At 72.4% G+C, this 13,029-nt stretch carries 14 protein-coding genes and 1 tRNA gene; 7 read left to right on the forward strand and 8 right to left on the reverse strand.

What is annotated here, in order from left to right:
• Positions 1-50: 50 nt before the first annotated feature.
• The 5 genes from AB8A24_RS02580 (at position 51) to AB8A24_RS02600 (ending at position 4,043) form a co-directional block, all read left to right on the forward strand.
• A complete protein-coding gene (locus tag AB8A24_RS02580) occupies positions 51-710 on the forward strand; it encodes a maleylpyruvate isomerase N-terminal domain-containing protein (protein ID WP_369474614.1) in 660 nt (219 codons plus the stop codon).
• A 121-nt stretch (positions 711-831) separates the two neighbouring features.
• Positions 832-1,845, forward strand: coding sequence for an SPFH domain-containing protein (locus tag AB8A24_RS02585; protein ID WP_369474477.1), 1,014 nt, complete (start codon positions 832-834; stop codon positions 1,843-1,845).
• Positions 1,842-2,741 (forward strand): hypothetical protein, encoded by a 900-nt coding sequence (locus AB8A24_RS02590; RefSeq protein ID WP_369474479.1) that lies wholly within the window; start codon positions 1,842-1,844, stop codon positions 2,739-2,741. Before AB8A24_RS02585 ends, AB8A24_RS02590 begins: the two co-directional genes overlap by 4 nt.
• Before the next feature lie 261 nt (positions 2,742-3,002).
• Positions 3,003-3,524, forward strand: coding sequence for a protease inhibitor I42 family protein (locus tag AB8A24_RS02595; RefSeq protein ID WP_369474481.1), 522 nt, complete (start codon positions 3,003-3,005; stop codon positions 3,522-3,524).
• A gap of 126 nt (positions 3,525-3,650) precedes the next feature.
• Positions 3,651-4,043, forward strand: coding sequence for a YciI family protein (locus tag AB8A24_RS02600; RefSeq protein ID WP_369474483.1), 393 nt, complete (start codon positions 3,651-3,653; stop codon positions 4,041-4,043).
• 6 nt (positions 4,044-4,049) lie between these two features.
• Here AB8A24_RS02600 and AB8A24_RS02605 read toward each other — a convergent pair whose 3' ends face one another.
• The 5 genes from AB8A24_RS02605 to AB8A24_RS02625 form a co-directional block, all read right to left on the reverse strand.
• On the reverse strand, positions 4,050-4,283 hold the full coding sequence (locus AB8A24_RS02605; protein WP_033215969.1) for a hypothetical protein: 234 nt from the start codon (positions 4,281-4,283) through the stop codon (positions 4,050-4,052).
• 565 nt (positions 4,284-4,848) lie between these two features.
• On the reverse strand, positions 4,849-5,199 hold the full coding sequence (locus tag AB8A24_RS02610; protein WP_328959994.1) for an extradiol dioxygenase: 351 nt from the start codon (positions 5,197-5,199) through the stop codon (positions 4,849-4,851).
• 340 nt (positions 5,200-5,539) lie between these two features.
• Positions 5,540-6,700, reverse strand: coding sequence for an oxygenase MpaB family protein (locus tag AB8A24_RS02615; RefSeq protein WP_369474486.1), 1,161 nt, complete (start codon positions 6,698-6,700; stop codon positions 5,540-5,542).
• 118 nt (positions 6,701-6,818) lie between these two features.
• Positions 6,819-7,874 carry a polyprenyl synthetase family protein gene (locus tag AB8A24_RS02620; protein ID WP_328959992.1) on the reverse strand — a complete coding sequence of 352 codons (1,056 nt, stop codon included), beginning with the start codon at positions 7,872-7,874 and terminating at the stop codon, positions 6,819-6,821.
• Positions 7,864-8,139, reverse strand: coding sequence for a polyprenyl synthetase (locus AB8A24_RS02625; RefSeq protein WP_328959991.1), 276 nt, complete (start codon positions 8,137-8,139; stop codon positions 7,864-7,866). Before AB8A24_RS02625 ends, AB8A24_RS02620 begins: the two co-directional genes overlap by 11 nt.
• Before the next feature lie 355 nt (positions 8,140-8,494).
• Between AB8A24_RS02625 and lepB the strand changes: the two genes are divergently transcribed.
• Together lepB and AB8A24_RS02635 are read left to right on the forward strand one after the other, a co-directional pair.
• The gene (gene lepB / locus AB8A24_RS02630) at positions 8,495-9,121 is read left to right on the forward strand and encodes a signal peptidase I (RefSeq protein ID WP_328959990.1); all 627 of its coding nucleotides are present in this window, start codon (positions 8,495-8,497) and stop codon (positions 9,119-9,121) included.
• Positions 9,122-9,254: 133 nt separating this feature from the next.
• Entirely contained in the window at positions 9,255-9,620 is a 366-nt protein-coding gene (locus AB8A24_RS02635) for a UBP-type zinc finger domain-containing protein (protein ID WP_328959989.1), read from the forward strand.
• Here AB8A24_RS02635 and AB8A24_RS02640 read toward each other — a convergent pair.
• The 3 genes from AB8A24_RS02640 to AB8A24_RS02650 all read right to left on the reverse strand — a co-directional run bounded on the left by AB8A24_RS02640 (position 9,617) and on the right by AB8A24_RS02650 (position 12,747).
• Entirely contained in the window at positions 9,617-10,060 is a 444-nt protein-coding gene (locus AB8A24_RS02640) for an SRPBCC family protein (protein WP_328959988.1), read from the reverse strand. The genes AB8A24_RS02635 and AB8A24_RS02640 overlap by 4 nt on opposite strands.
• A 270-nt stretch (positions 10,061-10,330) precedes the next feature.
• Positions 10,331-12,673: a hypothetical protein gene (locus AB8A24_RS02645; RefSeq protein WP_328959987.1), complete on the reverse strand. Its 2,343-nt coding sequence runs from the start codon at positions 12,671-12,673 to the stop codon at positions 10,331-10,333.
• Positions 12,673-12,747, reverse strand: a tRNA-Gly gene (locus AB8A24_RS02650). Before AB8A24_RS02650 ends, AB8A24_RS02645 begins: the two co-directional genes overlap by 1 nt.
• Positions 12,748-13,029 lie beyond the last annotated feature (282 nt).

A 13,029-nucleotide genomic window follows, 5' to 3' on the forward strand; every position in this document is an offset into this window, starting at 1 on the left:
CCGAGCCCGTGGAGGTGCCCGCCGCGGCGGCGCCGCACTACGGTGCCGGTGTGGACCTCTTCTCCCGTTCCTGGACGGCGTTGCGCACGGCGGTCGCCGCGATCCCGGACCGGGACTTCGCACGGCCGTCGGGCTGCGCCGGATGGCTCGTACGGGACCTCGTGTGCCACCTGGTCATCGATGCCCAGGACGTCCTGATCACCCTCGCCACCCCCGCCGCGACGGAGCCGACCGTCGACGCGGTGACCTACTGGCACGTCGAGGACCGTCCCCCGACCGGCGAGGACCCGCTCGACGCCCTCACCGTCCGGCTGGCCGCCGCGTACGGGGACCCGCACCTGCTCCGGTTCCACCTCGACGACGTCGGCTCCGCCGCCGGCCGCGCGGCCCAACTCGCCGATCCGCGCGCCCGGGTGGGCACCCGCGACGAGGTCCTCACCGTGGGCGACTACCTCGGCGCGTACGTCCTGGAGTGGACGCTGCACCACCTCGACCTCATCGCACACCTCCCCGACGCGCGGACCTCGCCACCCGAGGAGGGCCTGGCCCGCTCCCGCGCCATGCTGGAGGAGATCGCCGGAACGGCGTTCCCCGCGTCGTTCACCGACCGGGACGCACTCCTGGTCGGCACCGGCCGCAGCACGCCCACCGACGCACAGCGGACCGAACTGCGCGCCGCAGCGGTGAGGTTCCCCCTCGTCCTGGGCTGACCCACCCCACCCCACCCCACCCCGCTGCACGGCACGCCCTCGCCCCACCCTCTTCTCGTCCCCTTGACGATATGGGCACGCCCCTTTATCGTCGCATTGACGAAATAAAGGGGGTCCCACCATGGCCGACATCACCCGGCGCTTCGGCTGGCGTCATCTGCGCTCCGCGCCCACCGCCCACATCCGCCACCACAAGCGCGGCCGACTCGTCCACGACGGGCGGGGGCTCAGCTTCTGGTACCGGTCGCTCTCGGCGGCGCTCTCCGAAGTACCGGTCGACGACCGGGAGCTGGCCATGGCGTTCCACGCCCGCACGTCCGACTTCCAGGACGTCGCCGTGCAGGCCACCGTCACCTACCGGATCAGCGACCCGGCCGAAGCCGCGGAACGACTCGACTTCTCCGTCGACCCGGACACCGGGAGCTGGCGCGGCGCCCCCTTGGAGCAGATCGCCACGCTCCTCACCGAGACCGCACAGCAGCACGCGCTGGACGTACTGGCCCGAACTCCGCTGGCCGGCGCCCTGGTCGACGGCGTCACCTCCGTGCGGACCAGCGTCACCGCAGGCCTCGCCGCCGAGCCCAGACTCCCGGCCACCGGCATCGACGTGGTGGCCGTGCGGGTCGTGGCCATCCGCCCCGAGGCCGAGGTGGAGCGCGCCCTGCGCACCCCGGCCCGCGAGCAGATCCAGCAGGAGGCCGACCGGGCCACCTACGAACGGCGGGCCGTCGCCGTCGAACGTGAGCGTGCCATCGCCGAGAACGAGCTGGCCAGCCAGATCGAACTCGCGCGACGCGAGGAGCAGTTGATCGACCAGCGCGGCATCAACGCCCGCCGCGAGGCCGAGGAGAAGGCGGCGGCGGACGGCATCCGGACCGAGACCGAGGCGGCGCGCAAGGTCCGACTGGCCCGCGCGGACGCCGAGGCGGCCCGCGAGAATGGCGCGGCGCGCGCCGAGGTCCAGGCCGCCTGGCTCCGCGTGCACGACGAAACCGCCCCGGGCACCCTGCACGCCCTGGCGGCGACCCGGCTGGCGGAGAACCTGCCGCGGATCGAGAGCATCACGCTCTCGCCCGACGTCCTCACCGGGCTCCTCACCAGGCTCGGACGCCCGGAAGGCGGCACGGACGCGTGAGCCTGGCCCCACGGGCGGTCCTCGTGCACCGCAGGACCGAGTACGAGGAACTGCTCGCCCGGCACGGCACCCACGGGCAGGCCGCGTTCTTCCTCTCCAGTCGAGGCCGGTCGATCGACGAGGTGCACCGCCGCCACGAGCGCACCCACCAGGCCCTGCGCCAGGTGGCGGCGGCGGTGCCGCTCACCTGGCGCAGCTCGCGGGTGGAGCGGGCGGACCTGGACCGCTTCCTGTTCGCCCCCGAGGACGTGGTGGTCGTGATCGGCCAGGACGGCCTGGTCGCCAACACCGCGAAATACCTGCGCGGACAGCCGGTGGTGGGCATCGACACCGACCCGGGCTACAACCCGGGGGTCCTCGTCCGACACCGCTGCGCCGACGCGGCCGCCCTGCTGCGCGCCGCGACCGCCGCCGGGAGCCGGACGGAAGAGCTGACCATGGTCGAGGCCGTCGCCGACGACACCCAGCGCCTCCTCGCACTGAACGAGATCTACCTGGGCTCGCCCGGCCACCAGACCGCCCGCTACCGCCTGGGCTCCGACGGAGGCAACGGCCCGGACGAGGCCCAGGCATCCTCCGGGGTACTGGTGGGCACCGGCACGGGCGCCACCGGCTGGCTGCGCTCCCTGTGGCAGGAGCGCGGCAGTCCCGCCCAGCTGCCCGCACCCTGCGAGCGGCGGCTCCTGTGGTTCGTACGGGAGGCCTGGCCCTCTCCCACGACCGGAACGACGAAGGTCGCCGGTGAGTTGGAGCGGGGACAGGCGCTGCAGCTGACCGTGGAGTCGGACCGGATCGTGGTCTTCGGCGACGGGATGGAGGGCGACTCCCTGGAGCTGACCTGGGGCCAGAGCGTACGGCTGGGCATCGCGGCGACGTCACTGCACCTGGTGACGTGAGCACCCGCCGGTGCCGGCACCCAGGTCGACGCACGTGCGCTCGGGGCTCGCTTCGTAGGTTCGGCGAGTTCGGGGTGCGGGACCACGCCTCCGAGCGGACGCCGTGGGGCGCCGCCCGGCGCTGTCTTCTCAGGAGACCGATGGGGGTGGCCGTCGTCGCCCAGGAGGGTGACATGCTTCGGGTGTCTCCTGGGGCTCGGCCGCATGGGCCGGTCGACGAGGGCGACTTCATCCACAGCTACATGGGCAAGGCTTGCAACAGTGATCTCCTCAACGCGCACGGCGAGCGTCTTCCGCGGTAACAGGGGCGGTGCGGCGATCGCGGCGGCCGCGCTGCTCGCTCTCGCCACGGCCTGCGGCTCCGGCGCCGACGAACCGGCCGGAGGTTCCACGAGCCGCCCGGTGAAGGACACCGGCATCACTGCAGAGCCGGGCGAGCGTTTCACGCTCACCGTCGACCAGAACGCCTCCACCCGCGAGTACTGGTACCTCGTCGCCCCCGAGCCCGACAGCTCCGTGCTGGTCAGCCGCGGCCAGGTCTACGCGTCGGACTCCGGCGACGAAGCGGTGGCCGGTGGCGGCGGCCACCTCACCTTCACCTTCGAGGCCAAGGGCAAGGGGACCACTCGGTTCACGCTGTTGCACTGCACTTTCACCACCTGCCAGGGCAACACGTCCACCGTGCCCCCCGAGACAACCGGGCCCTCCGCCACCCCGACCACGGGGGCGCCCACCCCCTTGCAGGCGCCCGAGCGCATCACCTACACCGTCACGGTCGACTGAGCCGCAGCGGACACGACGAGCCGGCCCCGCGGGGGAGGGCGGGCACCGATGAGTTTCTGGGTCGGTCGAGGTCTACCTTCCCGTAGGGCCGCGAATCCCCGTAGCCGCCCCGGAAGGGTGAAGACCATGAAGTACATGATCCAGATGAACGTGCCGGTCGACCAGTGGGACGCTGTCATGTCCTCCTACTCCGAGGACGACATGCGGGCCATGTTCGCCCACATGAACGCCCTGAACGCGGAACTCACGGCCGCCGGGGAATGGGTGGACGGGCAGGGTCTCGGAGGACCCTCACAGGTCAAGACGGTGCGGGCCGCGAGCGACGGGCGGCCGCAGGTGAGCGACGGACCGGCGCAGCCGGGACACATCCTGGCCGGCTACTGGCTGGTCGACGTCACGAGTGAGGACCGGGTTTTGGAGATCGCCGCACGGGCGTCGGCGTGCCCCGGCCCGGGCGGGAAGCCCGGCAACGACCCCGTCGAGGTGCACGCGATTCCCGGGGACCCGACGGGAGCCTGAGCCCGTTCAGATGATGTGGATGCGTTCGAGCGCGCCTTCGGTGTCACGGATCATCAGGTCGTGCCCCTTGGCGCGCTCCTGCTCGACGAAGCCGAGCAGGAGGATGGCCCGGTTGATGACGTCCGACTTGCTGACGCCACCGGCGGCGACGAGGTCGGAGACGATCGTGACGGCCGGCGGGCAGATGGTCACGGAGTAGCGCTCCGTGTCGGGGTGCGGGGGAAGCTGGTCCTGGCCCATGGGGAGATCCCTTCCGGCTCGGTTCATATCTGCACCAGATTCGCACAGTCGTGGTGCGCCGGCCATTCGTTTTCGGGGCCGGGCCGGGCCGGGCCAGACCGACCGCCTGGCGTGACCGTCCCTCGGACGGCGCCTTGCCCAGCCTGGCCGGAGCGCGCTTTGGTGGGCGGGCCCGGCCGGACATCTCGGCCGCAGCCGATGGAGGAGGATGACGTGCGCCGTTTCGAGACGGGCCGGACGGTTGTTCGGCGCGACGTGCACCGCTCGGGTCGGGTGTGGAGCGAACAGGCGCTGCGGGTCGTCGCCGACACCGACGATGCGCTGGTGACCGCCTGCGCTCCCGGAGCGGAGGCCCGGTGGCCCGCCCTGTACGCCAAGGCCCGTGACGACGCGGACCGTTCGGTGCGAACGGAGGCGTTCGATGCGATGGCGAGCGGCCGGTGGGAGCTCGCGACCGCCCGCAGCGTGTGGTCGTCGACGGTGTCGATGAGCTCACGCAGTCATGGCGGACCCGGCGACGCTCCGCGGCCACCGGGATCGTCAGGCCGAACCGACTGCAGTGGCGTCATAGACTGTGGGCGGTGGGGTGCAGAGGTTCGTACAGCGGGAGTTCGGCGCCGCTGGGGAGCCGGATCGCCGTCAGTTTGCCCCAGCGCTGTTCGCTGATCGGGCGGGTGATCTCGATGCCGCGGGCCCGGAACTCGGCGAGCTGGGAATCAAGGTTGTCGCACATCAGGAACAGCTCGTGCTGGGGTGGACCGTCGGTCGGGTGCACGGCCACCTCGGCCGGGGGCAGCTTGAAGATCAGCCGGCCGCCACCCGCGTCGACGCCGGGAAAGTCGAGGACGTCACGGATGAAGTCACGGTCCGCCTCGGCGTTCTGACTGTAGAGGATGACGTGTGCACCGCTGATCATGGCTGGGTCCTGCCTGTCGACGTGCCGGCGGTCGTGTCCTGGGCATCCTGGCACGCGAGGCCCGGAAAACCTTCGACTGCGTTCGACGGCGCGACGGCCGAGTCGCACGCCGGCGGACATCGGCCGTAGGTGGCCCGTGTTTCCCCGTCCGGCGGCGAGTCCACCATGCGAGGCGGCGTCGGTGAGGGCGCGCTGATCCCGAGCCTGCCGATCGCCCTCGTGATGGCCACGATCATGGTCACCACCTACGTCTCCGCGCAGCACGCCGTGCTCGCCCGGGACCTGCGCTTTCGGCTCGGCCGGGACCCTGGTCCCCGCAACGGAGCCGCGGGGACCGACGTCACGGGACCGAGGGGGCCGGCGGACTCCAGCGGCGGGTGCGGGGCACCGCGCCGGAGACCCCGAACTCCTTCTTCAGCTGCTCGGGGATGGCGTAGTGCATGACACGGCCCCGCGTGAGGGAGGACAGCTCCAGCACGGTGGTGAGCTGCCCGAGGCGGTCCAGGGCCCACGCGCCGAGCGGGGAGCGGTCCTCGATGGTCTCCAGGACGCCGAGAAGGTGCGGCGCGGCCTTCACCACGGTGTCCCACGCGGTGCGGGGCACCCGCAGCCAGTCGGCGCAGGTGTCGCCCACGAGGTGGCGGACGAGCGCGGAGACCACGGGGTCGAAGAAGGTGCCGGGCACGATCTCCTCGTAGAGGTCGATGAGCTGACGGGTCAGGTGCGCGCCCTCCTCGGACGGTCCCATGTGCCGGATCATGTACCGGTCGAGGAAGCTCCGCGCCTCGTCGAGGGTCGCGGGGACGGCTTCCTGGTCGACGCCGAGCATGGCCCCGACCACCCGCCACGCGTAGTAGTAGGCCTCCGCGCCCTCCGTCGACATGTGGATGTTCAGCCGGTGCAGGCTGTCGAGGACGAGCAGCGAGAAGAACATCTGCCCGCCGATCATGTCCTCCTGGCAGATCGGCGTCCCGAGCGCCGCGGTGTCCCACCGGTCCTCGCGTACGAGGTGGTGGCGGATCGACGCGTGCAGCAGCCGGACCTTCTGGGCCGCGGGGATGAAGCGGCTGCCGGCCTCGAAGGCATCGGGCCGCATCAGGTGGACGGTGAACTGGCCCGTCTCCGCCATCCGTTTCGACGGGTACTCCAGCCCGTGGGTGGCGGACAGCAACTTCGCCACGTGCGGCACGAGGTAGCAGGCGGGCATGGAGGCGAAGGACAGGGCGGTGGAGATGTGCACGTTGTTGTCGATGAAGAACAGCCGAGCCTTCTCCATCTCGCCCCAGTCCACCCAGGAGGGCGGGACGCTCGTCGCTTCGAGGTACTCGCGGGCGACATCCGGCAGCCCCTCGGGCAGAGGCGCGCCGGCGGTGGAGACGTAGCGCATCAAGGTGTTGAACTTGCCCACTTCCCCGCGTTCGAAGAGCGTGGCGACGGTGGCATCGGCAAGCCGGTCACCGGTTTGCCGCAGGGCGTCCATCGATGCCTCGGTGTGGATCATGACGGGGCTCCTTGTCGTGCGGACGGAGAGGCGGGAAGGGTGGGGCGGAGGGCAGAGGGCAGAGGGCAGAGGGGGGAAGGCGGAGGGCACAGGTGGGTGCGGGCGGCGCGCGCGCCGGTCAGGAGTGGCGGGCCGACGCCGCGTGCGCCAAGGCGGTCAGGGCGGTCGCCGCGTCCTCGGGTACGGGCAACTCGTCCAGGGCGGCGAGCGCTTCCCCGACCCGCGCGCAGATCATGTCCTCCACCCGGTCGGGAGCCTTGAGGCGGCGCATCGTGTCGCGCACCGTGTCCAAGCCCTCCGCATCCAGGTCACGCCGCCCCAACAGGGTCCGCAGCAAGGCGCGTTCCCCGTCACCGGCCAGGCGCCAGGTCTCCGCCAGCAGGGCCGTGGGCCGGTGGCCGTGCACGTCGTCGGCGTTGGCCTTGCCGGTCTGCCCGGGATTGCCGAACAGGCCGATCAGGTCGTCCCGCAACTGGAACGCCTCGCCCAGCGGCAGCCCGTACGCCGAGTAGCCCTCACACGTCCGCGCCCCGGCACCGGCCAAGGCGCCGCCGATGAGCAGGGGATGCTCGACCGTGTACTTGGCGGTCTTGTAGCGGACCACCTTCAGCGCTGCCGTGGTGTCCGGCCCGGCTCCGGTACGCAGGATCTCCAGGCACTCGCCCGCGATCAGTTCGCGGGCCATCACCGCCCACAGCGGGCGCGCCCGGGCCAGGTAGGCGGCGGGCAGTCCGCACGTGGCGAACAACTGGCCGGCAAGCGCCATCAGCAGGTCCCCGACGAGCATCGCCAGCGACCTCGCCGCGTCGTCGGCGTCCGGCCGGTCGCCGACCGCGGCGCGCAGGGCGACGTGCGCGGTGGGCCGGCCGTGCCTGAGCGGACTGTCGTCGATCAGGTCGTCGTGGACGACGGCGGCGGCGTGCACCAACTCCAGGGACGTCGCCGCCTGCAGCAGGGCGTCACTGTCGGGCTGTCCCACCGCCCGCCAGCCCCAGTAACAGAACGCCGCCCGCAGCCGTTTGCCGTCCGCGACTGCGGCTTCCAACTGCCCGGCCACCGACTCCAGAACGGGATCGACCGCCGCGAACGCGTCGGCCTCCCGCGCCACGAACCGGTGCAGCACCTCGTCGACACGGCTCTTGAAGGCGGCCTGCGCCCACCCCTCAGACGCCATCGGTCTCACGGGCCGCCACATGCCGGGCGAGGATCTCCAGATGGGCCGGGGGCACGGCCGCGTACCGGTCGAGGGCCAGGCGCCCGCGCGCCATCAGGTCCTGCTCGGCCTCCGAAGCCAGCTCCGCCGCGTCCGACCGGCGCAGCAGACCGCCCACCACGCCCAGGGCCGAACCCAGCGTGGTCACCGCCAGATCGGCCAGCCCGGCGACCAGCAGCACCGCCCGCCCCTCCGGCCCCTCGGAACGTCCCGCGTCCTGCGTCATCGCATCCCCCACTCAGCGCGTACCCCGGCGACGCAGGTCACGCGCCGCCTCTGCGAGGGTCCCGGTCACGGGGGTCCGGAAACGGCGGAACTCGCGATCGGGTGACCGGCCCGTTCGACCGTACGGATCCGGTTCCGGCCACCGGGGGAGACGAGGGGCGACCGGCCGCGCATGGTTGAACGACGCCGCCGAACTCGTGCACCCGCCTGACGAGGGTTCGCACGGTGCGGGACCCGGTCGGCGTTCCGCACGCCGTACGCCCGTACAGTTCGGGCGTACATCGGAGCGGGGAGAGCAGGGCGTGATCGTGGGAACGTCGGGTCGGGGGTCGGGACGCCGGCTGAAAGTGGCAGCGGTGGCACTGCTGGCGCTGGGCGGGGTTCTGACCTGTGTCGGGGGTCTCGGCGGGTACTTCTTCATGCCGACCAGGGTCATGCCGTCGGGCCATATGAGGCCCTCCCATCCGGCAGGCGCGTCGATGGTCTTCAACGTGTTGGTCGCCGGTGTGGACCGCGGCGACGTGGTGCTTTTCGACGCCGCCGCCTGGGGTGAACGAAACCTGGCCGTGGAACGGGTGGTCGCGGTGGGCGGCGACCGTATCGCCTACGCCCCAGGGGACCGGACACTGACCTTGAACGGGAGGCCGCTCGACGAGCCGTACGTCCTGGACGGCGACCCGGTGGCAGGGTCGCCCGGCGCGTTCGACGTCAAGGTGCCCGAGGGCCGACTGTTCCTGCTGGGCGACACCCGCGGCAACTCCGCCGACTCCCGCTACCGGTTCCAGGAGGCGCAGGGCGGCACCGTGCCCCTGTCGGCGGTGAAGGGCGCGCTCATCGACGAGGACGACCCGCTGGTCGTCGGCCTGCGGTCGGCCGTGCCCGCCGGCGGTGGCCTGTTGTTCCTGGGCGCGGTGTCCGGCGCCGCCGCGCTGCGGTCGCGCCGCCGAGCGGTGACGGCCGAGGCACCGACGGCGAGGGCGTGACCGGGGGCGAGGTCGTCGGATTCCCGGCCCCGGATGCATCCGTGCACCTCGGCCGGAAGGAAACGGGATACGAGAGCCTGCGCGTCCGGAGCCGCGCCGGACACGGTCCCGGTGCGGGTGAGGAGTGGTGGCGATGGCAGATGGCCCCGGCTGGCGGGTCGGGCCTGACGGCGGTCGACCGCAGGGCCGGTCCTGCGCACACATCGAGCTCCTGCAGGTGTCCGAGCCGTCGCTGCCGGCCCCGCCGGTCGGCTGCGCGGACTGTCTGTCGCGCGGCTGGAGCTGGGTGCGGCTGCGCCGGTGCGTGACGTGTGGCCACGTCGGATGCTGCGACAGCTCGCGGGGCCTGCACGCCCACGACCATCATGTGCGCAGCGGACACCCGGTCGTCCTCTCCCTGGCGTCCGACGAGGACTGGGCCTGGTGCTTCATCGACGAGGTCTTCCTCGTCCGGTCGGGCCACGGTGGATCGGGGCAGGCGCGGTGGCAGCCGCGCTAACCGCGGTGGACGGTGGCCGCGGAAGGCAACCTGTCGGCCACGGCGTCGGCCAGCCTGTCGAATTCGGGGCGCAGGAAGGGCGTGGCCAGGCGAGCCCATCCCTTGAACCGCAAGGACGCCGTGTAGGTCAGGAGCGTGGTCGTGGCCGAGCGGGCCCGGAACCTCAGGTCATCGGTGGCCGTGACGGTCCTGTTCTCACCGACGAACAACAGCCGATCCGGCTCCGCGGAGACGAGCCGGTAGAGCAGGTCGCTGGTGCGGCCACGGAAGCGCGAAGTGTTCCGCCACATGGTTCCCACGTGTACCGGCCCTGTACCGACCCGCATGCACCGCACGGTGCCGGGGTCCCATTCCTCGGTTCGGGAGAAGTCCTCCAGGTAGGCGACCAGATCTTCGAGAGGAAGCCCGACGAGGATGTCCCTTCGGACGGTGATCGCCACAGTCGACCCCTTACCGGCCCCGTGAGGCCGCATCGATGTACCGCAGACGTCTTGCTTCCCCGCGGGAGCGGCGGATGGATGCACGCCCGACGGTCGGGCCCGCGAACAGCCCGGGGAGGGCTGAGGGCGTGAGGGCGGAATCGGAAGACGGACAGGTGCGCGGTCCGGTCGGTACGACGCCGGGCCGCGCCATCCACCCGCGCACACCGCGCGCAGGACCTCCCGACGCGGGCAACGAGCCGACCGCATGGGCACGCGATGCGAGGGGGGCTACTTCCGTACCTGGTCGGCGCGCATCCAGTGCTCGTCTGTGCTCCATCCGAGCAGCCGACGGGCCCGGCCGCGTTCGCCCGTCCCGTCCGCTCCGAAGGAGCCGCCCGCCGCCACCAGCCGCAATCCGGCGAGGGCCGGCGCCAGCCGGGCCTGGACGAGCGGCGGCCGGCGCACGATGTCCGCCTCGATCCACTCCAGCACGGCCACCCGCTCCGCGTCCTGGCACAGGGAGAGGTGGAACAGCATCTGCCGCCACGCGTAGGCGGTGTCCTTGATGGTGGAGAGGGTCGGCCTGCCCGCCATACGGTTCACCAGGCGGCACACGACGTCGAAGCAGTCCCGAGCCAGTGCCGCCCAGCCCGCCGCCGGGGCGATCCTCACCCGGGCGGCCAGGGTGGCCAGGTTGTGGGTCGTCAGGATCTGGGCCTGCTCGATCACCTTGCCGTTCACGGCCGGCCACCGGCCCGGCCCGCCGGTCCCGGCTCGCTCGGCGCACAGCCTCGCGAACTCCTCGGCGCTGCGGGCCGGTCGACCGCGCTGCGCGCTGTCGACGGCCTGCGTGACCGCCATCCGGCGCAGCCGCGCGAAGTCGATGTCGTAGTACCGCTCGTACAGGCTCCCTTCGAGAAGGTCGGCGGCGATCCGTGCGGCCACGAGGAACTTCGGGGTGAAGGTCCCCATGAAGATGTCGGCGGCGAGCTCCTCCACGAACGGCGTGCCCAGTTCGGCCTGTCGGCCCAGGTGCGACAGCTCCCGCACCAGCGGATTGGGCAGCACGGTCGCCGGGAAGGCGGACACCGCCAGCTCGCCGAGCCGGCGCAGCGCCTCCTCGGCCTGTTCCTGGGCGCCCGCGGCGGCGTTGCGGTGCGCGGAGACCGCCCGCAGCCACGGGAGTTCCTCGATCCGCACCTGGTGCTGGAGGTTCAGCAGCAGCAGGGACCGGCGGTTGCGGAAGGCGCAGTAGGTGCCCGCCATCAGGTTGCGCAGCGGCTCGTCGGCGTACTGATCGGCGGTGACGGTGGCGACGAGCTGCGGCACGAGCTCCGCGAGCACCTCGGCGGACGGCACCACGCCGCGCGCCACCAGCTCCTCAGGTGGGGCGCTGAGCGCGGCGCGGACGCAGTTCCCGATCGCCGTGGGCACGGCCGCGCCCACGGGCAGGCCGGTCTCCACGGACTCCCTCTCGTCCACCGGGGCCAGCGGTGTGTCCACGTCGGCCGTCCCACCGGCCGGGTCGAGCCGGGAGATACGGCGCAGCACCAGCGCGGCCAGCGCGTGGTGCGAGGGCAGCGCCGCCTGATCGGCCTGGACACGACGCAGGCGGGTATGCCGGGGAGAGCCGGGTGCGCCGCGCTTGGCGACCATCGAGGTGACGGCCACGCGCAGCAGTCCGGCGAGCCGGGGTGCCAAGGCGCGGCCCGCGAGCTCCTCTTCCAGGGCCCTGAGCAGGATGGCGGCGTTCGACTTCGGGTTCAGGTGCTTGGTGCAGCGGGTGTGCTCCGCGGCGAGGGATCCGTAGCGAGACAGCAGAGCGGCGCCTTCGGCGTGCCAGTGTGGGCCGGACGTGCCCGAGGCGGACTCCAGCCGGTGGGCGAGCAGGTCGTCCTCGAAGGGCGCCCAGACGGTGAGGGCCTCCCGCTGGGTCTCCACGGCCGCGTTGGGCCGGCGCCGGGCGAGCGCGGCCGCGGCGGCACCGACGGTCCGGCGGTGCACGGCGCCCGCTGCGGGCCGCGGCCGGTCGGTGGGGCGCGGCAGGAAGCGCAGCCGGTCGGCGAACGGCCGCAGTACGGTGACGAGTTCGGCGGCGGCGTCGAAGTCCCCGGCGCGGACCAGCCAGGCCACGGTGGCCAGTGCGGCCTCCTCCGGCACATGGACCTCGTAGTGCCCGCTGTCCAGCAGGGACCACAGGCGGGCCAGGCCGTCCTCGGTGAGGAAGTGGGCGAAGAGCTCCGACCGGGTCGCCGGTACGCCGGCCAGCCGGGCGGCCTCTTCCTCGTACGGCAGCAGCGGTCCGCCGGCCGGCGCGGAGCCGGTGGCGAAGCCGCCGGTGACCACGTCCGGGGTCACCCAGGCGGGCAGGGCCGCCACCGGGGTGCGCGATCCGATGGTCAGGGAACCCGAGCCGATGCCGGACAGGACCTGGCGCCACTGCCGGGCCCGGGAGCGGGCGCGCTCGCGGGTGGCGGTGTCCTCGTGGAGGACTGAGGTCCGCAGGGCCTGGGCCAGCCGGCTCTCGGCGTAGGAGGGGGACAGGGACACCGGTGCGGCCTCGGGCACGGGCTCGGCCGTGGCCTTCGAAGCGGACCGGTTCGGGAGCTGCTGGTCAGCGTGTGCGTTCATGGCCGACGTGGCAGGTTCCGCCCCTGCGCCCTCCGGGTAGGAAGCCCGGCGCTCTGCTGCTGAGCTACACGTCGCGGTCGTGGTGTGAACCTAGGCGGTGGGCCGGGGCTCGCACAACGGATTTGCGTTCTGCCCCCCGGGGGCCGCGGTCGGCCGCAAGAGCGACCGCCCGATACCTGACGGAGTGCCACTTCCCGCTGTCGGACGCCGCAAGGGGTGGGAGTCGGATGGACGATGCATGGCCGATGGGCGACCGGAACGGAAAAAGTTTTCCGCGAAACGCCTATCGAATGACAGTTCGCCGGGAATGCTGCGTGTGTTCTCCCGCCCTCTCCGACGCCCCCTCACATGGCATC

This window comes from Streptomyces sp. BF23-19, assembly GCF_041106355.1.
GTDB classification, from domain to species: Bacteria; Actinomycetota; Actinomycetes; order Streptomycetales; family Streptomycetaceae; genus Streptomyces; species Streptomyces virginiae_A.